At 38.8% G+C, this 26,113-nt stretch carries 22 protein-coding genes; 12 read left to right on the top strand and 10 right to left on the bottom strand.

Annotation, left to right across the window (positions count from 1 at the left end; all coding sequences use genetic code 11):
- Positions 1-64: 64 nt before the first annotated feature.
- Entirely contained in the window at positions 65-1,456 is a 1,392-nt protein-coding gene (locus BWD42_RS00440) for a sigma-54-dependent transcriptional regulator (RefSeq protein ID WP_077432521.1), read from the top strand.
- Between the two features lie 137 nt (positions 1,457-1,593).
- Here the strand turns inward: BWD42_RS00440 and BWD42_RS00445 are convergent, their stop codons facing one another.
- The 4 genes from BWD42_RS00445 to BWD42_RS00460 all read right to left on the bottom strand — a co-directional run bounded on the left by BWD42_RS00445 (position 1,594) and on the right by BWD42_RS00460 (position 6,645).
- The gene (locus tag BWD42_RS00445; RefSeq protein ID WP_077432522.1) at positions 1,594-2,253 is read right to left on the bottom strand and encodes an HAD family hydrolase; all 660 of its coding nucleotides are present in this window, start codon (positions 2,251-2,253) and stop codon (positions 1,594-1,596) included.
- A 75-nt stretch (positions 2,254-2,328) separates the two neighbouring features.
- Positions 2,329-4,230, bottom strand: a complete 1,902-nt coding sequence (locus BWD42_RS00450) for a DUF3857 domain-containing transglutaminase family protein (RefSeq protein WP_077432523.1) — start codon at positions 4,228-4,230, stop codon at positions 2,329-2,331.
- Positions 4,227-6,203 (bottom strand): DUF3857 domain-containing protein, encoded by a 1,977-nt coding sequence (locus BWD42_RS00455; RefSeq protein ID WP_077432524.1) that lies wholly within the window; start codon positions 6,201-6,203, stop codon positions 4,227-4,229. Before BWD42_RS00455 ends, BWD42_RS00450 begins: the two co-directional genes overlap by 4 nt.
- A 67-nt stretch (positions 6,204-6,270) precedes the next feature.
- Positions 6,271-6,645 (bottom strand): hypothetical protein, encoded by a 375-nt coding sequence (locus BWD42_RS00460; RefSeq protein ID WP_077432525.1) that lies wholly within the window; start codon positions 6,643-6,645, stop codon positions 6,271-6,273.
- Positions 6,646-7,081: 436 nt separating this feature from the next.
- Between BWD42_RS00460 and BWD42_RS00465 the strand changes: the two genes are divergently transcribed.
- On the top strand, positions 7,082-7,606 hold the full coding sequence (locus BWD42_RS00465; RefSeq protein WP_077432526.1) for a hypothetical protein: 525 nt from the start codon (positions 7,082-7,084) through the stop codon (positions 7,604-7,606).
- Between the two features lie 102 nt (positions 7,607-7,708).
- Entirely contained in the window at positions 7,709-8,587 is an 879-nt protein-coding gene (locus tag BWD42_RS00470) for a flagellar motor protein MotB (protein ID WP_077432527.1), read from the top strand.
- A gap of 88 nt (positions 8,588-8,675) precedes the next feature.
- Here the strand turns inward: BWD42_RS00470 and BWD42_RS00475 are convergent, their stop codons facing one another.
- The 3 genes from BWD42_RS00475 to BWD42_RS00485 all read right to left on the bottom strand — a co-directional run bounded on the left by BWD42_RS00475 (position 8,676) and on the right by BWD42_RS00485 (position 12,943).
- Positions 8,676-9,308: a gluconate 2-dehydrogenase subunit 3 family protein gene (locus BWD42_RS00475; protein ID WP_077432528.1), complete on the bottom strand. Its 633-nt coding sequence runs from the start codon at positions 9,306-9,308 to the stop codon at positions 8,676-8,678.
- Positions 9,309-9,311: 3 nt separating this feature from the next.
- On the bottom strand, positions 9,312-11,048 hold the full coding sequence (locus BWD42_RS00480) for a GMC family oxidoreductase (protein ID WP_077432529.1): 1,737 nt from the start codon (positions 11,046-11,048) through the stop codon (positions 9,312-9,314).
- Between the two features lie 302 nt (positions 11,049-11,350).
- Positions 11,351-12,943 (bottom strand): ABC-F family ATP-binding cassette domain-containing protein, encoded by a 1,593-nt coding sequence (locus tag BWD42_RS00485; RefSeq protein WP_077432530.1) that lies wholly within the window; start codon positions 12,941-12,943, stop codon positions 11,351-11,353.
- A 267-nt stretch (positions 12,944-13,210) separates the two neighbouring features.
- Here BWD42_RS00485 and BWD42_RS00490 point away from each other — a divergent pair, with 267 nt between their 5' ends.
- Positions 13,211-14,548: a sigma-54-dependent transcriptional regulator gene (locus BWD42_RS00490; protein ID WP_077432531.1), complete on the top strand. Its 1,338-nt coding sequence runs from the start codon at positions 13,211-13,213 to the stop codon at positions 14,546-14,548.
- A gap of 97 nt (positions 14,549-14,645) precedes the next feature.
- Here the strand turns inward: BWD42_RS00490 and yiaA are convergent, their stop codons facing one another.
- Entirely contained in the window at positions 14,646-15,113 is a 468-nt protein-coding gene (yiaA, locus tag BWD42_RS00495; RefSeq protein ID WP_077432532.1) for an inner membrane protein YiaA, read from the bottom strand.
- A gap of 140 nt (positions 15,114-15,253) precedes the next feature.
- On the opposite strand from yiaA, the gene BWD42_RS00500 reads away from it, so the two are divergent.
- Positions 15,254-16,762, top strand: a complete 1,509-nt coding sequence (locus BWD42_RS00500; RefSeq protein ID WP_077432533.1) for a hypothetical protein — start codon at positions 15,254-15,256, stop codon at positions 16,760-16,762.
- Here BWD42_RS00500 and BWD42_RS00505 read toward each other — a convergent pair.
- Positions 16,756-17,376, bottom strand: a complete 621-nt coding sequence (locus tag BWD42_RS00505) for a murein L,D-transpeptidase catalytic domain-containing protein (RefSeq protein ID WP_077432534.1) — start codon at positions 17,374-17,376, stop codon at positions 16,756-16,758. The genes BWD42_RS00500 and BWD42_RS00505 overlap by 7 nt on opposite strands.
- A 47-nt stretch (positions 17,377-17,423) precedes the next feature.
- Entirely contained in the window at positions 17,424-18,527 is a 1,104-nt protein-coding gene (locus BWD42_RS00510) for a DUF695 domain-containing protein (protein ID WP_077432535.1), read from the bottom strand.
- A gap of 308 nt (positions 18,528-18,835) precedes the next feature.
- On the opposite strand from BWD42_RS00510, the gene BWD42_RS00515 reads away from it, so the two are divergent.
- The 7 genes from BWD42_RS00515 (at position 18,836) to BWD42_RS00545 (ending at position 26,107) form a co-directional block, all read left to right on the top strand.
- Positions 18,836-19,339 (top strand): BON domain-containing protein, encoded by a 504-nt coding sequence (locus BWD42_RS00515; RefSeq protein WP_077432536.1) that lies wholly within the window; start codon positions 18,836-18,838, stop codon positions 19,337-19,339.
- Between the two features lie 15 nt (positions 19,340-19,354).
- Entirely contained in the window at positions 19,355-19,774 is a 420-nt protein-coding gene (locus tag BWD42_RS00520; protein ID WP_077432537.1) for an SH3 domain-containing protein, read from the top strand.
- An 81-nt stretch (positions 19,775-19,855) separates the two neighbouring features.
- Positions 19,856-20,821, top strand: a complete 966-nt coding sequence (locus tag BWD42_RS00525; protein WP_077432538.1) for a hypothetical protein — start codon at positions 19,856-19,858, stop codon at positions 20,819-20,821.
- Positions 20,822-21,133: 312 nt separating this feature from the next.
- Entirely contained in the window at positions 21,134-22,336 is a 1,203-nt protein-coding gene (gene tyrS, locus BWD42_RS00530) for a tyrosine--tRNA ligase (protein ID WP_077432539.1), read from the top strand.
- Positions 22,337-22,468: 132 nt separating this feature from the next.
- On the top strand, positions 22,469-24,226 hold the full coding sequence (locus BWD42_RS00535) for an aromatic amino acid hydroxylase (RefSeq protein WP_077432540.1): 1,758 nt from the start codon (positions 22,469-22,471) through the stop codon (positions 24,224-24,226).
- Between the two features lie 81 nt (positions 24,227-24,307).
- Complete coding sequence (locus BWD42_RS00540) at positions 24,308-24,667, top strand: S-adenosylmethionine decarboxylase family protein (RefSeq protein ID WP_077432541.1); 360 nt, start codon at positions 24,308-24,310, stop codon at positions 24,665-24,667.
- Positions 24,668-24,670: 3 nt separating this feature from the next.
- Positions 24,671-26,107: a hypothetical protein gene (locus BWD42_RS00545; protein ID WP_077432542.1), complete on the top strand. Its 1,437-nt coding sequence runs from the start codon at positions 24,671-24,673 to the stop codon at positions 26,105-26,107.
- The last annotated feature ends 6 nt before the right edge of the window (positions 26,108-26,113 follow it).

Raw genomic sequence — 26,113 nt, forward strand, 5'->3', positions numbered from 1 at the left:
TCGCTAATTGCTAAAAAAACCTTATATTGATATCCATAATTGAAAATAGCATAACGCTGAATTTATGAGTACAATTTTAATCATTGACGATGAGCGCGCCATCAGAAGTTCTTTGCGTGATATCTTGGAATATGAAGATTATACGATTTTAGATGTTGACAATGGTCGCGATGGATTGGATATTTTAAAAAAGGAGAAGGTCAACTTGGTTCTGTGTGACATCAAGATGAACAACATGGACGGAATGGAAGTGCTATCTGAAGCACATCAGAGCAGTCCAGATATTCCTTTTATCATGATCTCTGGCCATGGAACGATTGAAACGGCCGTTGAAGCAGCAAAAAAAGGAGCTTTTGACTTTCTAGAAAAGCCGTTGGACCTAAACAGGTTACTTATTACGGTTCGGAATGCCTTGGATAAAAGTTCTCTTGTCACCGAGACCAAAGTTTTAAAACGCAAGGTCAGTAGTTCAAAAACCAAAGATATATTAGGAGAATCGGGAGCAATAAAACGTATTAAAGAAACGATCGATCGCGTTGCTCCAACAGAAGCAAGAGTATTGATTACCGGAGCGAATGGTTCGGGTAAAGAACTGGTGGCCCGTTGGCTGCATGAAAAATCAAATCGTTCACAAGCTCCTTTGATTGAAGTAAACTGTGCCGCTATTCCTTCTGAGCTGATCGAATCGGAATTATTTGGACACGAAAAGGGCTCTTTTACTTCGGCGATAAAACAGCGTATCGGTAAATTTGAACAGGCAAGTGGCGGGACACTGTTTTTGGACGAGATAGGTGATATGAGCCTTTCTGCTCAGGCCAAAGTGCTACGTGCTTTACAGGAGCATAAAATCACCCGGGTTGGCGGAGATAAAGAAATCGATGTCAATGTACGTGTTGTAGCTGCCACCAATAAAGATCTGCTTAAGGAAATTGAAGACGGCAATTTTAGAATGGACTTATACCATCGTCTCTCGGTGATTTTAATCCATGTGCCCGCATTAATAGATCGTGTCGATGATATTCCTTTACTTTCAACAAACTTTTGTGAGGAAATCTGTATGGAATATGGTATTCCTGTTAAAGAAATCACAAATGCCGCAATGAAAGAATTAAGTAATCTGCCTTGGACCGGAAATATACGTGAATTGCGTAACATGATCGAACGGTTGATTATTTTGAGTGATAAATCGATTACCGATAAGGATGTTATTGCATTTGCTAATCCTTCGCGTGAACCTGTCAATGGAATTGCCCATGAGAGAGGCACGGTAAATTACGGACTGGATATGGATTCGTTTGATTCATTTCAGGATTATAAAGATCATGCAGAAAAAGAATTTATAAAATATAAATTGGAAAAAAATAACTGGAATGTTTCCAAAACTGCGGATGACCTGGATATACAACGGAGTCATCTCTATAGTAAGATCGAAAAATTTGGTCTCAAAAGAGATTAACAAAAAATAAGGGCTTCCCAAAGAAGCCCTTATTTTTTTGTATACATTTTTGCTATAATTCCGCTGTATTCAATTGAAGAAACAAGGTTAAATAGGGCCTTGTGTCAATTTATCGATCATTTTCTGATGAGCTTCTTTTAGTGCAATATAGCTTTTACATTCGCGACCGAAATTTCAGTATAGTTTCTGATATAGATATCGCTCAGGGGAAGATCCTCTCTTTTATGGGTAGATAGTACGGCAACAACCTTCATGCCTGCATTTTTAGCTGCTGTAATCCCAGAGAAAGAATCTTCAAATACAATGCATCTTTCTATCGGCATGGCCAGATTCTCCGCTGATTTCAAGTAAACTTCAGGATGCGGTTTGTGCAATTTGACATCTTCGCTGCTCAAGGTTGAAGAGAAGAGATCTCGGATCTCTAATTCATCCAAAATTAAGTCCATATTTTCTTTTGGGGCGGAAGTTGCTACCGCAAGTTTGAAGCCCTTGTCTTTTAAGTCCTTCAGAAACTCAATTAAGCCCTTGATCGGCGCAACATGTTCCTTATAGATTACCCTGAACAGTTGCTCTTTTTCAAACTCAAGCGTACGCAATTCCTCAGGTGAGATTGGACGTTTAAAAAAATGTTGCATAATATAGCTGTTGTGTTTGCCATACATATGCTGTTCAAATTCTTCTTCAGTAGCTTGATGGACGTTATGGTTTTTAAAAAAAGCTCTGAATGCTTCAGCGTGAAAGGGATTTGTATGGCTTATTACTCCGTCCATATCAAAAATAGCTGCATATTCTGTCATTCAGCTAATATACAATAATTGCTTTATCCGGTTGTTTGACAATCTTCATATTCTGGTAAATATTTTAGGAAGATATTACAATAGGCTCAGATTATAACGTCCTCTATCGGAACTGCTCACTTCTTTATGAAACTGAAAGAAATCCTCATAGTTGCTTGCCGGATAATTCCCTTCAAAGAGCTCCAATTTTCTATAGGTGAAAAGTTTATTTCCTTTTATCTCCGATTTCAATTCATATTTTCCAAATGGTTTTTCAATGACTTTCTGCTCTGGGGTTATTTTTTTTACGATGTTTTCCGGCAGTGTGATGTTTATGCTGTCAATATCGACAAATCCCCTTTCAATAAAAATATCTTCCGTACGGTTCTTATTCTCGGATATGCTGGATTGTGTGTTGAATATATTTGGCTGAATCAGCATCTTATTTCCATTTTTTACAGCATAGTTTTTAATGGAAATGGAGATGTTCTCTTCAATGAATGGATTGTGTTCTTTGTGTTCTGTATATTTAACCTGTTCAAAATTGATGTTATCGATATTATAGTACTCTGCCAGCAGCTTTGTTTTTTCGTTATTGCTCGCCAAAAGAATTTCCATATGATTCTCATATTGCGTTCCATAAAACTTTGTGTTTAACGATCCTTTTATGCTGCCATCATCGGAGAGACTGAGATCGGCATTACGAACCTGAAGATTGGTTGAATTGGTATATTTTGGTGTATGCATAATTACACCGCCATTTTCGGTACAAGCAATCACATCTCTGTCATCCGTAAAATTGCTCAGGAATCCAAAAGGAAGGTTTTGGCTGGTACACTCTAGCCAGGTTGTGTCATTTTTGAATGGTAGGCATAGAATCGCATGATTGCCATCCTGCACATTTGCAAATGTCTTATGAAAATTTTCCTTACGCTTACCCGCTTCGACCATACAATAGTAAGAAGGTATACCTACAGCAGATAACATGCTTGCCATATAATTGACCAGGGCTTTGCAATCACCATAACCTAAACGGTCAACCTCAGATGCCGGAAAAGGTTCCAGTCCACCAATTCCAATTTGGATACTGATATATCGCGTGTTTTTTTGCAGATAATCGTAAAGGATCTTGGCTTTGTCCCGATCCGATGCGGCATTTTTTGTAAGTGATATGAATTTCTGTTTTGAGGCTTCAGTAAGATCTTGCTTTTTGCTCAACAATTTGGTTGTAAACCAGTCACCATACTCTTTCCAATCGTTAAAGTTGCCTTCTTTTCCATAATAAACAAAGTTTTCGGGAACGATTAATAAACTTGTTCTCTTCAGGTTAGGATTGGGGCTATAAGATTCCTCTTTTTTAGCTGGAATTTGTTCTGCACTCCAGGTTTTACTGACTGTTTTATCGGTTTTCTCTTCTTTGATATTGCCTTTATAGTTTTTTGACTCAATTCGGAATTCACTGCCTATTGGACTTATGAATTGATAGCTGCTTTTTTCAACGGATACATTGTTTGAAACTTCAGGAGTCCATGAGGGAATGATTAAGTTTTGTTTATGCCTTACTTCATATTGATACTCGACGGTATAGGGGTAACTATGATAATCCGGGATATAGACCTTCATTCTTGAGTCAGCGAACATTGTACTATTGTCAACAGCACTTACATCTTTAAAATCCTTGGTTGCTATTTTTTTCTGCAATATCCCCATCTCATTATAGATAGCTCCCTTGATGTTTTTGATCTCATTTGATTTATTATAATGTATTGGAAGGGCGGCATAGTAATCCCCATTTTTATTATAAACAGTAATGACACGCATGACAGTTTCCGTGACTTGCTCAGGCGATTTTACTTCCACAACAGTTTTGTCATTTCGGACTGTTGCTACTGCCCGACTTTTTAGCACACCCGGAATCTGGGCAATATCGTAGTTTTCCTGAGCAATTGAAGCAATTGGTATAAGGAAATAGGCTAAATTGGCAAATAACGTTTTCATTTTTTTGTGGTTAATCTAATGTCTAATTTCTGCTGTTGTATAATACGAGAATAGAGCTCTTTTAAAGAGAAGTATTCGTCTACCGTAAATATTGGTTTATTAAAACTAAGGCTCCCCATAACCTCTAGTTTGGTGCCAGCTAGCTGTGTGATGTATTTATATCTTGCAGCAGATTCGGGAAGAGCCAAAGATATATTTTGTGGTTTATCGGTTACTTCGTATTGTTCTGGGATTTCTAATTGAATATTGTATTGAAGTTTAGATTTAAATCCCATATCTACAGGATAAGTGCGGTCCTGAATTTTGAAGGGATTGTACGATATGCGATCAATGACATTTGGAGCAAGTGATAAAAGGTTGCTTTCGGGTTGTTTATTCACCTCCAGTGTAATTTCAAACGTTTCGCTCAGTGGCTGATCAAGTTCGTCAAGATGTTCAATTTTGGCATTCGTAAAACTAACGTTGGGCATTTCCTCATCTAGTTTTTCCCAATATTCTTCGAGCGAATTGAATTTAGCGATATGCTGTCTTTTTAAGAGCGCTTTATTACCTTGACTGCTGATGGTGAGTGTGCCCTTAATTTGACCTTGTTCATTCAGTACTCCCGTCAACGTATAATATTGTTCGGAGATCTCCTCGGAGGCTAAGGGGAACCAATCTGAACTCTTTTTGGAGTATATGATTCTGCCACGCTCATTGAGACATTGCAAAGGTAATGAGCCAAAGGGAAGATAGCTATTTGATGCGTCCAATTTATATTTTATTCCGTCAATGTCCACACAGGCGATTACATAATCAAAGTCAGATAATACAGGAAATAGCGAATTGGGATTACCATTTCGTCTTGTCGATAAAATAATTGGATAAGCATCTAAATCCGCTGCTTGTAGGGCAGTGATCAGCGATAAATTGATATCACCAATATTACCAGTTCTTTTTTCTAGCGCTTTTTCGATCCCATTTTCGGAATATTTTCCAAGATAGTTATTCCATTTTATCTGTTTCTTGATGTAGTCATAGATTTTAATGGCCTTTACCAATTTTGAGTCATCTGGAGATAAAAGCGTTGATAGCGTAGTTTTGAATAGATCTGTTTTTTTGAATTGCCCACCAAAGGTCTTCTCATTCATTAATTCTGTGTCAACATCTTTCCATGTTTTACTAAATGTTTTTTTAACACCAGTGCTTGGATAGAATATGGATTCGAGTTCGTAATATATGGCAGATTTAAAATTTTTTGGGGAAGTCATAAAGTCTTCTTCAACAAAAGCCGGAATATTGGACATCGTATAGGTGAGCTTTGAACAATCCATTCTTACTCCATCCAAAAAAAGATATTCCTTTAAAACTTCTCCCTTTTTTTGGTCATCAAGTCTATAAGGACCACGCAATACCACATTGTAGGTAAAAGATGCTGGTATGATTGCGATATATTGGCTTTGTAATTTGGGGATATCATCCTGAAATTCCCATGTCTTAAAATTAAATAGATCCTGTTCGAGTGTCCGATAAGAAACTTCTATGATGGATCCTTCTTTAATATTGGGAAGTGTGAATTTGTTCAGATCGAGGTAAGTGGAGTAATTTTCTTTAAAAACCTTTTTACTTTCAAGTTCTGCTCGAATAATCTGTCCGTTTTCCAAGTTGTAGGTAACAGCCTTCAATTCATCCAGGTGGTCACGGACATAACTTCCTCTTTTGTAGGACGGTATTTCGAAATTAGCTTTCTTAAATCCTTCTTTATTATTTATACGAATGAGGACATGGTATTCATGCATCAATTTGATCCGATGATCATAATCATCGACGAACACGGAACTTTGTCCAAATTCTTTTAAAACAATAGCGTTGGCATTGCTATCCAGTGGCGTAGTCGAGAAATCCGAGATACTTACTTTACCAAAATCGAAATTCTGTCCAAAGATCTTTGAACAAAAACAAAATATTAAAAACAGCGTTAAAAAATGGCGCATAACTTAGGCGTAATTTGTATACGAATATAAGTTTTTAGCCAAAATTAAACGATAGCTCTAAAAAATATTATTTATCTATTTGTAATAAATTGTCAATGACATCGGTAATATTATCAATATCCTCGCCATCTTCTAGCATAGAAAATGCGAGGTAGGTTGCGTAGATTTCAGGACTAAATTTAACATGTTTATCTGAAATGAACTTATCAATCTGTTGTTCATTGCATTCGAAATGGATGCTTTGCAATTCATTGAACAAGTTTGTTGAAATGGTCTGGTGATTTTCTCCACAGGCAAATCCGGCAATAATATGGAATAGAAATTTATCGGTTATTTCGTCATCTTCCTTTTTGAACATAGCACGAATATGCTTATAATCGAATTTAGTTTTTGCACTATTGACGATAGTGTCCCAAATCTGATACTCCGCTTTTGTCTCCATAGCTCGCTTTAAATTTATATTGGTATAAGCAATATACTAAAAATAATTCTATTTTAAGCAAGAATGGAGACAAGATTTCTTTGAAAGAGATAGGAAGTTGTAGAACTTTTCCTTCGTTCGGTCTGATCTGGATTAAGGCTGTAGGAGTTTGAAAATCAGTTCGCCCAATATGCAGCCCAATAGAATTCCAAAAAGAACAGATAGACATACTTTTAACCATTTGGGGCTTGTTTTAAGTGCTACTTTCATGGCGCAAAAATGCGTTAAAAATATCCTTTTGGAAAGAAATTCGGTTTGGAAAAAGCCAACTGTAGTGATCTGATGACAGCTGGTTTTAGGCTTTGTGGTATGATAATTGAAAATTAATATTTGAATTCGATTTTTTTAGTAATTTAAGTCGGAAAAAGAATGTTTTGAAAAAGCCTGATTTATAATTATGATGACACGAATAGTATTGACAGTATTTCTATTTACAATAGCAAAGATTGGATTGGGACAGCAGCTGAATATTGATAAGATCAGGAAAGACTATGCTGAGGCCGTTAAGGATGAGGATTTGTGCGAACGTAATTTTGAGGTGCTTGATGAGGGGGCCAAATCTACTACAGAGAAGGTCTATCGTGCAGCTTATGAGATATTGATAGCGAAACACATGGGCAACCCGTTTAGGAAAGTTGGCCAATTTAAAGAGGGTAAGAAGCATTTGGAGGAATTGATCAAAGACAATCCCAATCACATTGAAGCCAGATTCATTCGTTGGAGCGTACAGGTCCATGCTCCATCTTTTTTGGGCTATAAAGACAATATTATAGAAGATAAAAATTTCTTGGTCAAGAATCTTCGTAAACTCCCGAATGAGGAAGCGAAATCCATTATTTACAATTATCTGAAAGGAGCCAATCCTTATTTGAAAGGTGAGCAAATATTCACTACAGCGGAGCTAAAGGAGCTAGGACAATAGACGTTAAAGGATGTTAATTCAGTAGCGTACTTTTTTTTTGGCTAAGATATTGCTTTATCTTAGTTCAACGAATTAATTCAACATCTACAAAATTAGAATGCTATGAAGAATATAGGTTTTCCGATATCCATACTGACCGCAAGTTTACTTGTTACGGGATGTGGTGTCAGTAAAAAGACATACCTAGGTTTGCAGACAGAATATAAAAATTTGCAGACACAATATCAGGATAGTCAACTTCAATTGACTGAAAGTCGGACAAGAATTAAGAGTTTGGAAGATCAGTTAGCTTCGGAACGGCAAAATAATGCTGATCTTAAAGCGGCTTATTCCGCATTACAAGGTTCTTTGGATAAGAGTATCAATCAAAACTCCCAGGGGAATGTCAATATTTCCAAACTTGTTGATGAAATTAATGCTTCAAATAAATACATTAAACATTTAGTTGAGACCAAAAACAAGTCTGACTCGTTGAATTTGGTCTTGACCAATAACCTAACGCGGTCATTGAGTCGTGAGGAATTACAGGAGGTGGATGTGCAGGTATTAAAAGGTGTCGTGTATATTTCGCTTGCAGATAATATGTTATACAAGTCCGGTAGTTATGAAATCAGTGAGCGAGCTGATCTGACGTTAAGCAAAATAGCAAAGATTATCCAAGATTACAGAGATTATGAAGTATTGATTGAAGGTAATACCGATACTGATCCGATTTCAAAACCCAACATCCGGAATAATTGGGATTTAAGTACATTGAGAGCTTCTTCGGTGGTCCAGGCTTTACAGACGAAGTACGGAGTGGATCCGAAGCGATTGACAGCAGGGGGTAGAGGTGAGTATAATCCTGTCGCCGACAATTCCACAGCTCTCGGAAAACAGCGGAACCGGAGAACACAGATTATTATTACACCAAAACTGGATCAATTCATGGAATTGATCGACAAGGCTCCGGAACCAACTGAAGTGACACCGGTACAATAAAGTAAATAATAGCAATGTCTGTCGTAATAACGATATTGCGAACAGTTAAAAAAAGAAAATCCTTTCCAGCTTTGGAAAGGATTTTCTTTTATCCGAAAAATTTACTTGGATCAAAACCATGTTCTTTTAGGACATCGTCCGGAACACCGTTCCATACACCAGGTTTGTTGCCGGCATATCCGATATCTTTGATTCCTATTTCGCTGGTATAAAAACCGGAGGAGGTCAGATTGCGCATTAAGGAGAAAAATGCCGCTCCCTGTTGCATTTCAGGCTTTGCTAGTTCAGGATAAGCAATTTCGTCAATGAGTGCGAGCTGTTCGTTTGAGTCACATTTTATAAATACGTTACCGTATCGTCTTTTGGTCTGGAGATCGAGCCATCGCAACCCACCACGCATAGGGATTTTGTTGTCAGGTAAATCCTTTACAATAAACTCGATAAAATCTGGGACTCCCGCCTCAGAGGCACTACCTGATTTGCTGTCCTTCGGAATAATGATGTCGGCTAAAACTGTAATTGTTGCCATTTCATGTTCATCAAAAAACTTTTCTTCTTTTAAGCGAGCTGTCCGTTCATATTCAAAATCCTGGACGCCCGGGAGTTTATCGCTATTTGTGGCTGTCGTATTTTTGGTTTCTTTTGAATTACAAGCTGCGGTTAAAAGACCTGATCCGGCAGCAATAAAGCCCAGTGCTTTTAGAGATTCTCTTCTGTTCATGCTTTAACCATTTAATTTTTTCTTTTCCTGTAATATATATTCTGCGGTACGCATCGATAAAGCCAGAATTGTCCATGTAAGGTTCTTGTCACCTTGTTGTACAAAAGGTCCAGCATCGACCACATAGAGGTTTTTACAATCATGCGCTTGTCCCCATTTGTTTAATACCGAAGTTTTTGGATCGTTCCCCATTCTTGTTGTACCACCTTCGTGAATAATTTTTCCGGGAGCTTCTAAGCCATATAAGGTATCAGCTCCAGGGATCTTCGATGTGATGACAGCCCCCATTTCATGCATAATAGCTTGAAAAGTTTCTTGCATATGTTTGGCCTGAGCGATTTCTTCATTGGCCCATTTGTAATTGAAGCGAAGGACAGGGATCCCGAATTTATCCACTTGGTTGGGGTCAATTTCACAATAGTTATCTTTTCTTGCCAGGGCGGTGCCACGTCCGGCCATGCCCACATTGGCACCATAGTAACTACGATAATCTTCTTTAAGCGCAGTACCATAGCCACCTTTTGCTTTTGTTTTTCCGTCAGCGCTTTTACCAGCGTCATTTACCTTTGGTACCCAGTTTAAGAATCCATAGGAGGGCATATGCAGACCGCCGCCATATTCAATATGGTAGCCTCTTGGGAAGTTCAATTTAGCATTGTCTTCCCACCAGGGCGAATAGATATGCACACTTCCGACACCATCTTCATTATACCTTTTACGATCAAGTAATTGAGGTAAATAACCAGAGAGGCTGGCACCAGTGGAGTCGTGGAGATATCTGCCGACTAAACCGCTGCTGTTGCCGACACCACCCGGATGCGCTTTAGATTTTGAGTTTAACATAATCCGGGCACTTTCACAGGCGCTGGCTCCTAGAATTACAGTTTTGCCTTTTACGGTATATTCCTGTAAATCTTTGGTGTCAACATAGGAAACACCGGTAGCTAATCCTTCGTCATTGGTCAGCACTTCCCGTACCATTGCATTGTCGATGACCTTCAGATTTCCTGTTTTCATTGCCGGAATTACCAGGCAGGATGAAGAGGAGAAATCACCATATACCTTACATGCACGGCCGCATTGGCCACAGTAGAAGCAAGTACCGCGGTCTTTTATGTCTTTCGATACCTCGGTCAGGACTGCACCCCTTCCCGGAATAACAGGTACACCAGCTTTCTTTGCTCCTTTTGCAATATATAGTTCATTAAGACGCGGCTTGGGAGGTTTCATAAAAATACCGTCAGGTTCGTTATGTATACCCTCAACGGTACCATAAATACCAATCATACGGTCGACACGATCATAAAATGGCTTGACTTCATCATAGGTGATGGGCCATTCGTCGGTCATGCCATCTTTTGGTTTGAAATCATCGGGACCCATGCGTAATGAAATACGACCCCAGTGATTTGTTCTACCACCAAGCATCCTTGCTCTGAACCATTCGAATTCGGTTCCACTAACTTTGCTGTAAGGTTCTCCTTCGAGTTGCCAGCCACCAAAGGCTGCGTCAAAATCGCCGAAAGGGCGTGTGGTACCAGCTCCTCTGCGGGGAGATTCCCAAGGCCAGCGTAGTTGTAACGAATCTTTTGCGGGATCGTAAAATGGGCCAGCCTCCAGCATCAATACTTTAAGGCCCGCATGTGCCAGGATATATCCGGCCATACCTCCACCTGCACCTGAGCCTACGACGATAGCGTCAAACAATTCGGGATTCTCTTTAATTTGATAATTTGACATAATTAAATTGAGTAATTAATTGAAAAGCCTGCGAGATACATGTTTTTTGAGATCTATATCTGTGGGAAGGTTCAACTAATCGATGGTTATTGTTTCATGTTTAAAATCATCGTGAATATATTGATAAAATTTTATTTTTTTTCAATTTAATTTATCGTTTTAGCATTATTCTAAATAAAGAATACGAGATTGTTACAAAATAGGCCTGTCGATTGCAATGAAAGTGGTTCGATTGCACATATCCAGATCGGACTAGTACCAATATCATTAAACGTAGAGATGTCCACGTTAGTTTATTTTATCTAATTTTTTAAGCTAATAGCCCTGTCGATACCAATATCGTTTTGAAACATTTCGTCATGGGAAATGACAAGGAGTGTGCCTTTATAATGCTGAATCGCCCGGGTAAGGATACGAATGTTCTGAATATCCAGGTTATTTGTAGGTTCATCCAGAACGATGAGATCCGGAGCTTGTTGTCTAATCGTCAGGCAACAGAGGATCAGACGCATTTTTTCACCACCACTTAAAAGCCTGCAGGGCTTGTCCCAATCATCCTTTCCAAATAAAAAACGATTGAGTCTTATTTTGATATCATGTTCAGCTAAGGATTCACTGTTATAGGATTGCGCCTGTTCATATACACTCAAGTGGAGGTCAATAAGTGAGTACTCCTGATCGAGATAGATTGCGTTAAATCGCTGTCGTTCAATCTGGCCCTGACTGGGACTAAGATGTCCTAACAGGATTTTGATCAATGTGGTTTTACCGGAACCATTTTTCCCCTGTAAAATAATGCGTTCTCCGCTGAATAGCTGCAGGTCAATATTTTCCGGCCAAATTTCTGTGGTATTGTAGCTGAAATTGATTTTAGTCGCTTTTATCATGCTTTTTCCGCGTGGGAAAGTACTGTCTCCTAAATCAATTTTCATTTCATCTAAGCTCGCTTTTGTGCTCCGGAGGTCCTGTAGATTGGATCTCATGTCTCCGATTTTGTCCTGGTGAACGCTTTTGATTTTGGCCGTGCTTTTTTCCGCATTATTGCGAAGCGTATTCATCATAATACGGGCCACGCCTGCTTTTTCCTGTTTTTTCTGACCGCGATTGTTCAATCTATTTTGGCGTTCAATCGTTTCTCTTTCTTTCTCTTTAGCTATTTTGATCGCCTTTTCCTGATAGTGTATGTCCTGTTCCAAGGCATTGCGCTCTATTTCCTTTTGTGATTCGTAAAAAGCATAGTTTCCTCCATATCGTTTTATGCCCCTCGGTGTCATTTCTAAAGTGTCCTCGAGCAGATTGAGCAGCGTGCGGTCGTGGCTAACAATCACAACAGTCTGTTTTGAAGCCTGCAGCCATTGATAAAGTAATTTTTTACTGTCCATATCCAGATGATTGCTCGGTTCATCCAATAGGATAAGTTCGCATCCGTGAATTTGGATTCCTGCCAATAATACTTTTGCCTTTTGGCCCCCACTGAGATCAGACATTTTCCCTGTCAAATGAATTTCGGGCAGATTCCAATACCTAAAAGCTTCCTGGCATCGTTCTTCCAACGTCCAGTCGTCTTGAAGGATATTAAAATTTCCTTCTGTAGCATCGCCCTCTAAAATGGCATAAAAAGCGTCCAGTTTTTTGTCAATGCCTAAAGCCTCTGCAATGGTTAGATCATCGTACTGTCCTGTAATCTGTGGAACATAAAAAGGGCGGGTATCACGATGTATACTCCCTGTTGCGGGTGCTAGCTCACCAGCAATAAGACGCAATAATGTTGATTTACCAACACCGTTGTTGCCAATTAATGCGATTTTCTCTTGTGAGTTGATTGTTAGACTTATGTTTTCAAACAATAAATCTTTATTCGGATGTATATAGGATATCTGTTGTAATGAAATCATGCCAAAATTCTTTATAATGTTAAAAACAAACCATCGCGATAATTATTTATCGGCGGTATTTATTACGTTCTAAAGAATCTTGATCTTACATACAGTTTTGTGGATGAGCTACAAATATAGCAGTTTATTTCTAATCTCAAAAAAGCTATTTTTTAGGTATAGTCAAACCCTTCATGTTTTCAATATAAAATAGATAAACGGTCAAGTAACTTTTTAACGCTAAATTTTTGCGGTTTGCATTGAACAAATCGTAATTTTGGAAAAAACATGGTAAATAAAATACTTCTTATAGATGACGAAGAGAAGCTTCGTAAACTGCTTGCTAAGATCATCAGCTTGGAGGGCTTTGAGGTCATAGAAGCTGATGACATCCGGTCTGGTTTGAAAAAGCTTGATATGTTTGATATTGATGTGGTACTATGCGATGTCAAGTTACCCGATGGTAATGGGGTAGAGACAGCGAAGTTGATTAAAGAGCGTCATCCAGTTGTTGAGATCATCTTATTGACTGCTTATGGTAACATTCCGGACGGAGTTCAGGCGATCAAAAACGGTGCTTTTGAATATATCACCAAAGGTGATGATAACAATAAGATTATACCTTTGCTCTATAAAGCCTGTGAGAAGGTGGCGCTGGCGCGCCGGGTACAACAGTTGGAGAAACAATTAGGCAATAGGCTTTCATTTGACAAAATTATAGGTAGTTCTGTTTCGATTAAATCGGCCATTGCACTTGCGCAAAAGGTATCTGTAACAAGCACGACCGTTCTATTAACAGGGGAGACGGGGACGGGTAAGGAAGTATTTGCACAAGCAATCCACCAGGCTAGTCCTCGAAAGGAGCGCAGTTTCGTCGCTATTAATTGTGCGGCTTTCACAAAAGATCTGCTGGAAAATGAACTATTCGGACATAAGGCCGGAGCATTTACAGGAGCAACAAAAGATCAACGTGGTCTGTTTGAAGAGGCTCATCTGGGCACTATTTTTTTGGATGAGATCGGGGAGATGGCGATCGAACTCCAGTCTAAAATCTTGCGTGTACTGGAGACCGGCGAATTTTTAAAAGTTGGTGATTCCAAGCCGACGAAAGTAGATGTCCGTATTATCGCTGCAACCAATAGAGATCTTGAAGCTGAAATAGATTCCGAACATTTTAGAAGTGATTTATTCTATAGATTATCGGTCTTTACAATTCAATTGCCACCCTTGCGTCAACGTGTTCAGGATATTCGATTGTTGGCTCAGTATTATGCTGATTTTTTTGCGGTAAAGTCGAATCTCAAACCATTAAAAATGACAGCTGAGTTTGTCGCTGCTCTCGAACGAAATCCATGGCGCGGCAATATCCGTGAATTAAAAAATGTAATCGAACGCAGTGTCATCTTAAGCGACGACGGTCAGCTAGATTTAGGAAGCCTCCCTTTTGGAATGAACGGTTTAAAGACGGAGCAAACCTTGGCCTCCAGTTTTTCCATGGCGCACATGGAACGTCAACATATTCAGCGTGTACTGCAGCATACCAATGGGAATAAAGCTGAAGCAGCACGATTGCTGGAGATTGGTATAGCGACATTATACCGTAAACTCGAGGAATATAAAATATAGTAAAACTTAAAATAAGGTTAAATCAAAATATCCCTGGGATTCTTTTTGCAATAGATCCTACGGCATGTTCGCCAGGGGCCGCAGGATCGGCAAACCGCTAAAGTTTTATTTCATTATCATCAATAAGTTTAGCATCCCGTGTATTTTTCTGAACAGCTATCGCAGAGAATAGGCTTAAAGAAAAGGACATCGCATAGAATCCTTTTTCGCTAAGTAGCAGATCAGCGTTCCACAAGCCGATAACCAATAAAACTATCGCGGCAATTGTTGCAAACCAGCTTAGTCCATAGTAAAGTTCGGTTACAGCAAGTCCTTCAGCTTTATCTCGGACGCTTTTCTGAACAGAGATAACGGCGAATAAGGCAAACAATAGAATGGTAAAGTAATAGCCCTTTTCATTCAGAGCCATTGTTGCGTTCCATAAACCGATACAGTAACCTATAGTACCTACCAGTAAAGCAGTCCACGATGCGCCAATAAAAGCTCCTGTTGGTTTAAAAGGATTTCTTGTGTTTGAATCCTTTTTTGAAATTTTTTCTTCAATCATGTTTTTTAGCGGTTCCATAATTTTAATTTTTTATAGTTGTTGTTGTTATTTGTTGATTCAAATATCAATAGCATTCCTTAGTATATAAAATCAATATATAGAAAATACTGATGATATATTTTATTTATTAAATTTGATATCCCTTTAAATTTTATACTATGGATTCGATTGTAGAGCTTATTGGTCTTTTGGATAATAATGATATTAAAGATTTTGGCCGATTTTTAAAGAAGAAAAATAAACGCAATGATGTCAAGAATATCAAATTATTAGAAATATTAAAAACTGATGATATAAATGGATTAAAAAAACTCTATGCGTCTTCAAAAAATAAAGATGCTTACCACGCTTTAAGAAAAAGATTACATGATAGTCTATTATTGTTTATTTCCAATAAGACATTTGAACGGGATAATAGTGAGGCTCATGAGGCACTGCGTTTACTTATAGTTGGGCGTTTTCTGCTAGAGAATGATTTGATGAAACTAGGCTTTAAATGCCTTCAGCGGGCGGAGCAAAAGGCTTTACTTTTGGAGCAGTTTAGCTTACTCAATGAAATTCTACAGGTTAGACTGCAATATGCCTATCTGGAGTCGAGCCCTGATCTGGCGCCGCTAATTGATCGTTTAATATCTAACCAACATAAAATACAGCAAGAGGCAAGATTTCAGATAGCCTATGCGTTGCTAAGAGTGGAGCTACAGGATATCCATCTCAAGGGCAAGATCGTTGATCTAAATAAGCTAGTGATGGATACAATCGGCAGGTATGACATTTCCTTACGGGAACTGTTGTCTTTTAAATCGCTTTATCAACTCTTGTATATCGCCAATGAATACGCGATGATTCATCAGAATTATGCACTGGTGGGGTCATTTTTGGTAACAAGCCACGAGTTTATAACAAAGCAAAAAGCGAATGCGCCCCATCACTTGTATTATTACTTACATATCCTCTATTACCTTGCTAATTTCAATTTACGGAACGGGTTATTTCAGGAAAGCTTAGCATATTTGGAACAGTTGATGGCTGACTGTGCTCCAGGGACTGTTCTTCGGACTCAGTTTCATTTACGTTATTATCTGCTAAAGGCTTTAAATTACCATTATATGGGTGAGGGTGCCAAAGCGCTTGATCTTTTACGTGTAGGAACACAACAATCGACATTGAAATCCAACGATACGGATATTGCGGACCTGCAATTATGTCTGGTTATGTTTTTGGCGCAATCTCAAGATAAACTAGCGTTGGCAGAATTAAGAAAAATGATCCGGACAGATGCTTGGTATGAGCGAAAAATGGGTATGTTATGGACAATCCGTAAGAGCTTGCTGGAGATTTTGATCCACATTCAATTTGGAGATATTGATTTGGCGTTTTCGCGTGTGAAGAGCTTTAAGCGCCGGTACAAAAAATACCTGGAAACGGTACGGGAAGGCCGGGTTGTAAATTTTTTAAGATTGGTTGAAAAGTATCTGCAAGATCCTGCTGTAATAAAAAATAAGACTTTTATTACCGCCATAGATACGATGGCTATAGATTTGGAAAATCAAGATCTATTTGTGCTGGCATTTATTGCATGGTTAAAATCCCTGATCACATCGGAAAGCCCTTACCAGGCCATGTTGCATTTAGTCGATCGATCGGTAAATAAAAAAGATCAATAATAGATACTCAGGATAATTTGTTTTTGAGAGGTATCGATAATACGTTGCAATCTTTCATAGAATTTGACGTTCACCATTGGGCAGCCCTGGCTTAAACATATTGGAGCAACCTGTTCATCATAAGGCATGTTGTCATATTTATGTAGAACGATATTTCTGTCATAGGCATTGCTATTGGAATCTTCAAGACCAAATAACCTGTAAGCCTTTCCGAAGCGACCATTATAGGATACCCCGATTGCATACAGGCCCAATGAGGTCGCATAGGAGCTGTCTTTATTGCTGAATTTTAGTTGCCCAGTTTGCCCAGTTTCCGAACCGGAACCATGCGCTACTAAACCCTGATCCAGCAGCTGATTATTTCGAAGATCGACAACGAAAAAGCGATTTCTACCAGAAGGTCTTTTCATATCAAGTAGAAATGCAAGCTCCTTATTGTAGTTTTTATTGTTTTTCACGAGATTTTTGACCCGATCGAAAGCATTGTTGTACCGTGCTGAATCGGATGCCGCCGTGTTTTCCGTACGATGTGTCTTAGAGATATTATTTTGAGAAACTTTAAAAGCAATCAGACAGATCCCGATTAGGATAATAAATGCGATGAACTTATTCATTGTAAAACAAAAGGTGATGAATATTTATTTTTGGTTGCCTATTGCTGTTATTCTATTGTTTTATTAAATCGCTCAAAAGAGTTCCAATATTTGTCTTTATAGATAGCGTAGTCTATATCGAGTTTATTTTGATATTCCCCTATTAATTGATCTATGGTTTGGGACGATTTTCTAAATTCCGTACAGGCCAGGTAAACTTCCCGAATGTTATCAGCCGTCTCCCGGCCGATATTGAGGTGACCTATATCCTGTGGAAGACTGCTCATTAAGTCATCTTCGAATTTATCCATTAAATCGTATGTAAGCTGGTCGGGCATGCCGTTTGTTGCCGTACCGTTGTAATTGATCCGCAGTGTTACGATCCAGGGGTGTGATGCTTTTCCGTTCCAATCCAGCAGGGAAGTATTTATTATGGCTAAGATCGGTAAATCATTTTGTAGCATACCTTCGAAAGCGGTGTAGGAATCATTTTCAGCTTCATGTCTGACATCCGTGTATTTTTCGACAAATTCTTTTTCACGCCAGATTAGATAGTCTTTTAATTTAATCAGCGGAATGAGTTCACCTGCAGCCTGATTACTGGAAGTGACATTTAAATTGTCAATAGTGATGATCGAGTTTAGTTCGCCAATATAATTATCCAGGAATATTTCAACCCCATGGGCAATGTTTGCTTTATCTTCTTCGGTATACTTGGGGTGTACAATAACAATATCCACCTCATCTGGACGGTATTGGTGTTCAATGGGGTAAAAAGACATATCGTTGATGTCAAAGGAAAAACCGTACATTGTTATTTTAAATTTTTCCATGTCCTTGACTGCGGGCTTTAAAGCTGTAAATTTCCAGTTGGGAAGGGCAGGAGCTGCATTGATTAAAGTCTCTACGAACGCAATATTTTTTACAACACCATCAGGGGTAATGATAAGCTCTGCAGTATCGTCATTGCACATTCCAGTTAAAAAATAAAGATCCTTTCGGAGCGCATCGATTTTTGGGGAAAGCTTGCTGAAAAAATTCTGATCAATATGATCTCCATTTTTTACAATTTGAAAAAAGGTTTGCTCGTTTTTTTCAAACCAGTTCCAAAAATCCTGTATGCTATCTTTTCTATTTTCCTTCTTTCGAAAAATATTGTTCAAAAATCCCATAATTTGTATGTGTTCGATTGGTACCCTATATCAGGCCTGTTACAGCTTTGCTTCTAAAATTAATGATATAATTATGATCCAACAAGTAATTCACTGTCTAAAAATCATGTGACAAACAATTGGTCCAGGAGTTTGTTAAGGATAGTATTGGACATCATAAATTCATACGGAACATATGGGATACCCATAGCAAAGTAGGGGCACATTTGGTCGGAATCGTTGGGGTATGCTTGACTTAAATACAAATGGGTTGTAATGAGTTCATTTAAAGTAAGAAGAATAGAAACTTAATAAATAATTATTTACATATGAAATTTAGCAAATTAACATTCTGCCTTTTGGCAACATCAGCAGTACTTTCTTTTTCTGCATGTAAATCGGGATTATCTGATGATAAATTAGAGGAAAAGATAGAAAATGCACTTACGGGACGTAAAACTGTTGATGTTGAAGTCGAGAAAGGAAAAGTAATCCTAAGTGGTACTGTAACCTCGGAGGAAGAAAAGCAGCAGATAGAATCTATTGCAAAGACCGCCGGAGACAAAGATGTCAAATCCATTCAAAATGATCTTGTTGTGAGCGCACCTGTTGCAACACCGGCGCCTATTACGGTGTCGAATAATGACGCTGTACTTGGTGCGGCTGTAAATACGTTTATGAAAGATTTTCCGTCCGTTCAAGCGAGTGTTAAAGATGGAGTTATTTCGGTAACAGGAACCTTGGAACAGGCGAAGATTGTTACTTTGAAGCAAGGTTTGGATAATCTGAATCCAAAGAAAGTAGATTTAAGTGGTATTGTAGTTAAAAAATAAAAAAAAGCATAAATTATGTCATTACAAGAAAAATATAAAGTTCTTTTGGATACTGCGCAATCTTCAGGGGTCAATGATCTGAATTACGCTGAAATGGATGGCGTACTTCAAATTAGAGGTACCGCACCTAGTGCAGATGTGAAAAATAAACTCTGGGAAATTTACGGAAATATCGATCCTAACTTCCAGACCGGTGATGTAGTCTTAAACGTAGACGTGGCCACTGAGGTTCCGGGTAGTCAGGTTAGGGTGATTACAGAGAATAGCAATTTAAATATCAGAAAGGGCCCAGGGACAGATCAGCCTATCGTGGGAAAAGCTGCAAAAGGTGAAATTATCACACTGATTAGCAAAGCAAATGACCAATGGTGGTTGGTGCGGACCACAGACAATGAAGAGGGCTATTGCTACGCTCAATATTTGGAGTCAGTCTAATACGATCGGCTCCTGAACCACATAAAAGGGAGATCTACCTTAGGGTATTTCTCCCTTTTCTTTTTCTATAAGCTATTTTGTATGACATTATATTCACTATTTGTATTACGTTTGGTTCGATCTTCTGGTTTTGGAGCAATAATTGTATTATATGTATTGCAACAAACTTATTACAATATGTTGAAATTGATTTTTTTCTTATTTCCAGCTATTGCTCTATCGGGGCAAATAGTGGTAGCACAGGAGTATGTTCGTTTGGACAAAGACCGGTATCAGTTACATTTATCAGAATCTCCAAAAGATACCATTAGGATCGTTGAAAAAGGAAAAGTTACAAAATTGAAGCAGGGAAAATATATTCTGCAACAGAACCAATTTATGGGTACCTCGAACGCTTTTATTGCCGTCAATAAAGAGGGGTTAGTGGATGGAAATTTTAAGATTGAAAAAAATGGAAAACGTGCTGTGGCTCAGGTGCGGCATGGTGTGATGGAGCAAATCGATGTGCTTATCGATGCAACGTTGGATCTGCAGTATATCATTACAGATACTTCGAGTGTACAGCGTGATTTTCGAAATGGCAAAATTAGCCAGGAGAAGATCGTGATTTATCAACCAAATTTAGGGAAGAAGAAAGTGTTAAAGACATTTTTTGATACCTACTATACCATTGAAAATGAATTTGACCATAGTAGGTCTGACTACAGCCGGGATAATAAATTACTTTATAAGGCAAAATTGGATTGTGTCGGTCAGGTCGTTGAATCCAAGTCGTTCAATAGAGATGGTCAGCTACTTAGACACACGTATAAGAAGGATAAAATCAATTATACGGAATTATATCAGCATAACAATCTAGTCGAGCGGCTGTACAAAATCAACGACGTGAACTACAGGGAATATTTTAAGAACCAATTATTATTGAAGAAAATCGTTGAGAAAAAGCGAAATGGCCGGATCGAGCGATATGTATATAGTGCCGAAGGTAGGCTACTGGAGAAAAGCAAGGATACTGTATCTAAAAAAGGAGATGAGAATCACGTCTAGTAGGATTTTTGATACAAATTTAATGGATATAGTTGGGTGTCCGATAAGAGTTGATTGAGGCCATCAGAGCAGCGTGAACAGGAGCGGATGGTTTGCTATATTATTTTGAGTTTTTTGGATTTTAGAAATATAGCCTTACCTTTGTTAAGGCAATGAAGAAAATGAACAATATATTACGTCTTCCATTTTTCTCAAATTATTATCTCCCGATAGTAGTTCGGGAACCTTATGCCTATTAAAATTTAGAAAATTTAATTATTTATATAGCTAAGCCCGAACATAACGTTCGGGCTTTTTTGTTTTTATAGCATTATGTTAACAGATTTAGAAGAAAACATTGAAATTATGTTGCCCAAGAATGGGCTGAGATCCAAATTGCAACAATCTAAAGAAACCGGGCGCCCGCTGGTTATCAAACTCGGGTTTGATCCCACAGCTCCAGATCTTCATTTGGGGCATGCTGTGGTATTGAAAAAACTTAGGCAATTTCAGGAATTGGGTCATGAAATCGTGGTTTTGATTGGGAGTTTTACTGCGCGAATAGGTGATCCAACAGGCAAAAATAAAGCGCGCAAGCCTTTGAATCAGGAAAAAATAGCTAACAATACGGCTACCTATATTGCACAATTAGCTAAAATTATCGATGTGTCAAAGACAAAGGTCGTCTTTAATGGGGATTGGTTGGATAAATTAGATTTTGCAGAGGTTATTCAGCTTGTTTCAAAAGTGACGGTCGCGCAGCTGATGCAACGGCATGATTTTCACAGGCGCTATACAGATAATCAGCCGATTGCCATGCATGAACTTATCTATCCGATATTGCAGGGGTTTGATTCTGTACACATCAAAAGCGATATAGAAATGGGAGGGACAGACCAATTGTTTAATTGTGCAATGGGACGTCAAATTCAGGAATCTTTTAACCTCGATCCTCAGCTTGTCTTATGTATGCCATTGCTCAGAGGACTGGATGGCAAAGAGAAAATGAGCAAATCGCTGCACAATACCATTGGGTTGCTGGATGAACCGAATGAAATGTTTGGCAAGGCGATGTCTATTCCTGACAGCTTAATCCCAGATTATATTGACCTCACGACGGACTTTAGCCCGACAGAAAAGAAGGTACTAAAATCAAGAGTGGAATTAGGCGAAAATCCGATGGAAGTCAAAAAGCTTATTGCGCATAATCTCGTGGCCCAATACCATGATCTGCAGGCTGCCGCAGCTGCATTGGATTTTTTTGCCAAACAGTTCCAGCAGAAATCATTTGATGATAAAAACTTTGAAGAGATATCGTTACAGTATATTAATGCGCAATTGGGTACTGTTGCAAAGCTTGTTGACCTTTGTCACTTTTTAAAGAAAGATCTAAGTAAGTCCGCGATTCGCAGGCTCATTGCTGAAGGCGCAGTACAAATTGACTCAAACAAATGTCTAGATGCTGATCTGTATGTTGACCTGGGAATTGGTTTTAAAATTAAATTAGGAAAAAGAAGTTTTTTTAAAATTGTTTAGGAAGGTTTTAGTAGATATACCTTTAAGATGTTTTGTAAAAAAGAGTGGAAATGCAAGGTTGCTCTTTCGGAAACCACAATTATTTTCTACCTTCATACAAAGTCTCATACTTTACTTTGATACCGATTATAAATGGAAACATATAATAATGTTGTTTTGGAGCAGTTGCCAAAACATTTAAAGCGCTTTGTAGTCGCCCAGCAATATGAACGTTATACAGCTTTAGATCAAGCCCTGTGGCGCTATGTCATGCGTCAGAATTATTCCTTTTTAAAAGACGTCGCTTATTACCCGTATATCCCGGGATTGAAGAAAGCGGGCTTATCCATTGCGCGTATACCAGATCTGCAACAAATGAATGATAGTCTGAAATTAATCGGCTGGGGAGCAGTAACAGTTGATGGATTTATACCACCGTCGGCTTTTATGGAATTTCAGGCACATCGGGTATTGGTCATAGCGGCAGATATCCGGCAATTGGAACATATCGAATATACGCCGGCTCCGGATATTATCCACGAATCGTCAGGACATGCGCCGATTATCGGTGAGCCAGACTATGCCGTTTATTTGCAGTATTTTGGGGAAATTGGAACAAAAGCACTATCCTCCCGTAAGGATTTTGAACTGTATGAAGCCATTCGCCACTTGTCCATTTTAAAAGAACATGCCGGTACAACCGAAGCGGAATTAGCGGAAGCTGAAAGCCATTTGAAAACCGTTCAGGACAATATGGGTGAGCCTTCGGAGATGGCCTTATTGAGCAGATTGCATTGGTGGACGGTGGAGTATGGGCTGATAGGCAGTTTGGAAGATCCGAAAATCTATGGAGCAGGCTTATTGTCTTCAATCGGTGAGAGCGCCAGCTGTATGCAAAAATCGGTGCCTAAACTTCCATATGATCTAGATGCTGTGAACTATGCCTATGATATTACGAAGCCACAGCCACAGTTGTTCGTGACACCGGATTTTGAGCATTTAATGAAAGTTCTGAACCAGTTTGCAGATACTATGGCCTTTCGGGTCGGAGGCAAACAAAGTTTGGAAAAAGCGATTGACTGTCAAGCGGTATGTACAGCCGTTTATAGCTCCGGATTACAAGTCTCAGGTGTTTTTAAAACAGCAAACTCAGATCAGGCTATTTCCTATTTACAAACTGTAGGCCCTACTGCGCTGGCATTTTCAGGAAAGCAATTAGCGGAGCATGGTACAAACTATCATCGGGAGGGCTTTGGTTCTCCAGTCGGTTTGTTGGAAAACAGCCCTAAAGATTTGGCTGATTTCTCGGATGAAGAATTGATCGATTATGGCATTCGCCCAGGAAAACGATGTTCTTTGCGGTTTTCTTCGGGTATCGTGGTGGAAGGTGTTGTTATGAAGGCTCTGCGTCAAGAGACCAAGGTCGTGTTGATTTCGTTTGAAGATTGCGAAGTCTACCGAAATGATCGGATGGAAATTTATTTTAAACCGGAATGGGGAACTTACGACATGGCTGTTGGTGCTGAGATTGTGTCTGTCTTTGCCGGTGCAGCTGATAAAGACACTTATCCATCTGTGGACGAAAAAACGGAGGAAACACCCAATTTATCGCATATACCAATTGAAGACTCGAAATTGGTCGCCATACATGCGTGTATCGGAAAACTACGTTCGGAATCTTTTGACAGGAAAAGTTGGAAGGATATCTTTGATCAGTTGTACACAGAGATCACAGATAACTGGCTCGCACTGGTAGAACTGTACGAGATCGCGTGGGCGCATCATGTATATGAGCTAACGCAAGAGGCTGAAAGTAAACTTAGCGCTATAATCGCAATACGGCCCAGCCTGAAAAAACTGATAGAAGACGGCATACGGGTCGCAAAAGAGGAGGCGTTAAATAATCACTGAGTGAAATGATTGATTCCTGTTGTATAAAAATTAGGTAAAACTTTTTATATTTGGAATGTTTAATTTATCCAGTTATTTCTGATGAATGAAAAGTATACTCCGGGAAAACATCTGCTGATGACATTGCAGGTGGAGGAGGTATCGTTATTGACTAATATAGAACCTTTTTTGGACTTTACAAAAAAGCAAATCAATATCCATAATTTACAAATTGTAGGTATTTCCACCCATTCTTTTGAGGGCGGTGGATTTACTGCTGCAATTTGTCTGATGGAATCACATATTTGTATCCATACATGGCCTGAGTTTGGACAATTGACATTAGATGTCTATCTCTGTAATTATCTGAAAGATAACAGTGAAAAAGTTTTGCTGTTGGGTAGTGTTTTTAAAAGCTATTTTAATGCAACGGTCATGAATGAAACTGTTGTTAATCGATAGGATATGGATGTAATTTGCAAAAAATGTGGCCATGTACACCAGTTCAAAATCGAGGTAACTGACTTTTCGGGCTTCGTTTGTGCCAACTGCCACAGTTATTTTAAAGGTTCAACACTTGAAACATTAACTTATGTAAAGGAATTTTCCGCTCCTTTAATGATGCAATGGGCTAGTTTGGGAGAACTGGTTCGCTTCAAGAAAAATAGCTACTGGATCATCACCAAGATACAGCGCTATTCAAAAAATGGCGAATATGGCAACGAGTTTGTGGGATTAAATGCGAATAGAGAAGACATCTACTTCAGCGATGGAGTAGATTATGCATGTGCTTTACATACCGTTGAACGGGAAAAGGTGATGCTTTTGCCGCAGAGTAATATCTGCAAGTTCAATAACGTAAAATACAACCTCGAGTATACGGAGGAGCAAACGGTGGTCTATGCGGAGGGATTTGTGTTCGAAGATCTGGAGTCGCCGTCAACAACCAATACCTATATTCAGGTCGTTAATGAGGATCGGTTTATTTCTCAGGAATTTATTGATAACGATGTGCAGTATTATCAAGGGATTTACCTAGATGATGAGGACTATTATCAAATCTTTGACATTTATAAAAGCTACACAGCTCAAAAAGAAATCGCGGGCACGAAACTGAGAAACATCGGAATTCTTGCTGTTTTACTTTTGGCCGCTTTATTCTGGTTTTTAAATTGGGGGCAGATTGGGAAGGATGAGTATAAGTTTGATGAAAAATTCTTCGCTAAAAAAACAAACTCGGAATTTGTCGGCGCTTCCTTTGAATTAAAAGGCGATAAACCCAAAAAACTGGTCCTGGAGGGAATATCGGAATCTAAGAACCATCCCATCCAGCTGATGATCAAACTAGTTAATGAAAAAACAAATGAGATTATAGAGACCGGTACAGCTGTCCACGATAATAATGACATTAATTATGCAAGTGGATTGACCGTTGATTTTTGCCGTATCCAACCGGGGGTCTATCACCTTGTTTTCGTGACCTCTTCATCGAATGGTTCCACTGATATGGCTGTTAATTTTGAACTTAATGAAGATTATAAATTGACGTACGGGGGTACCAGTTATGTTTTTTTGATTACTTGTCTAGTTGGACTCGTGGTCCTTGTGGGGATTTTCAGACATAATATGCTAGCAATTAAAAATAAGGATTTTGTAGCTCGGGGAGAGGGACTAAGTTACGTTGATATCTTAAAATTTGATTGGCTGGGGGTAGCTTTAATTGCTTTTTTTGCTTTTTTCATTGCTGTTAGCTTATTTGTAAATTCCTCAACCAATTGTAGGACTACATTGCGGACAAGCACGTTGGAAGACCATACCTATACAGGATCAAGATCGCATTATTATCGATCTTTTTACGGTAGCGGTGGTAGTTATAGTGGATATGGTTCAGGTCATAAATAAAAATTG

This window comes from Sphingobacterium sp. CZ-UAM (assembly GCF_002000245.1).
Taxonomy (GTDB): Bacteria; Bacteroidota; Bacteroidia; order Sphingobacteriales; family Sphingobacteriaceae; genus Sphingobacterium.

Excerpts from the sequence above, each read along its gene's own strand:
- BWD42_RS00470 (WP_077432527.1), top strand. The coding sequence starts at position 7,709 with ATGAAGAATATAGGTTTTCCGATATCCATACTGACCGCAAGTTTACTT.
- BWD42_RS00525 (WP_077432538.1), top strand. The coding sequence starts at position 19,856 with ATGACATTATATTCACTATTTGTATTACGTTTGGTTCGATCTTCTGGT.
- BWD42_RS00510 (WP_077432535.1), bottom strand. The coding sequence starts at position 18,527 with ATGGGATTTTTGAACAATATTTTTCGAAAGAAGGAAAATAGAAAAGAT.
- BWD42_RS00460 (WP_077432525.1), bottom strand. The coding sequence starts at position 6,645 with ATGGAGACAAAAGCGGAGTATCAGATTTGGGACACTATCGTCAATAGT.
- BWD42_RS00485 (WP_077432530.1), bottom strand. The coding sequence starts at position 12,943 with ATGATTTCATTACAACAGATATCCTATATACATCCGAATAAAGATTTA.
- BWD42_RS00540 (WP_077432541.1), top strand. The coding sequence starts at position 24,308 with ATGAATGAAAAGTATACTCCGGGAAAACATCTGCTGATGACATTGCAG.
- BWD42_RS00455 (WP_077432524.1), bottom strand. The coding sequence starts at position 6,203 with ATGCGCCATTTTTTAACGCTGTTTTTAATATTTTGTTTTTGTTCAAAG.
- BWD42_RS00535 (WP_077432540.1), top strand. The coding sequence starts at position 22,469 with ATGGAAACATATAATAATGTTGTTTTGGAGCAGTTGCCAAAACATTTA.
- BWD42_RS00500 (WP_077432533.1), top strand. The coding sequence starts at position 15,254 with ATGGATTCGATTGTAGAGCTTATTGGTCTTTTGGATAATAATGATATT.
- BWD42_RS00450 (WP_077432523.1), bottom strand. The coding sequence starts at position 4,230 with ATGAAAACGTTATTTGCCAATTTAGCCTATTTCCTTATACCAATTGCT.
- yiaA (WP_077432532.1), bottom strand. The coding sequence starts at position 15,113 with ATGGAACCGCTAAAAAACATGATTGAAGAAAAAATTTCAAAAAAGGAT.
- BWD42_RS00465 (WP_077432526.1), top strand. The coding sequence starts at position 7,082 with ATGATGACACGAATAGTATTGACAGTATTTCTATTTACAATAGCAAAG.
- BWD42_RS00545 (WP_077432542.1), top strand. The coding sequence starts at position 24,671 with ATGGATGTAATTTGCAAAAAATGTGGCCATGTACACCAGTTCAAAATC.
- BWD42_RS00505 (WP_077432534.1), bottom strand. The coding sequence starts at position 17,376 with ATGAATAAGTTCATCGCATTTATTATCCTAATCGGGATCTGTCTGATT.
- BWD42_RS00440 (WP_077432521.1), top strand. The coding sequence starts at position 65 with ATGAGTACAATTTTAATCATTGACGATGAGCGCGCCATCAGAAGTTCT.
- tyrS (WP_077432539.1), top strand. The coding sequence starts at position 21,134 with ATGTTAACAGATTTAGAAGAAAACATTGAAATTATGTTGCCCAAGAAT.
- BWD42_RS00490 (WP_077432531.1), top strand. The coding sequence starts at position 13,211 with ATGGTAAATAAAATACTTCTTATAGATGACGAAGAGAAGCTTCGTAAA.
- BWD42_RS00475 (WP_077432528.1), bottom strand. The coding sequence starts at position 9,308 with ATGAACAGAAGAGAATCTCTAAAAGCACTGGGCTTTATTGCTGCCGGA.
- BWD42_RS00480 (WP_077432529.1), bottom strand. The coding sequence starts at position 11,048 with ATGTCAAATTATCAAATTAAAGAGAATCCCGAATTGTTTGACGCTATC.
- BWD42_RS00445 (WP_077432522.1), bottom strand. The coding sequence starts at position 2,253 with ATGACAGAATATGCAGCTATTTTTGATATGGACGGAGTAATAAGCCAT.
- BWD42_RS00520 (WP_077432537.1), top strand. The coding sequence starts at position 19,355 with ATGTCATTACAAGAAAAATATAAAGTTCTTTTGGATACTGCGCAATCT.
- BWD42_RS00515 (WP_077432536.1), top strand. The coding sequence starts at position 18,836 with ATGAAATTTAGCAAATTAACATTCTGCCTTTTGGCAACATCAGCAGTA.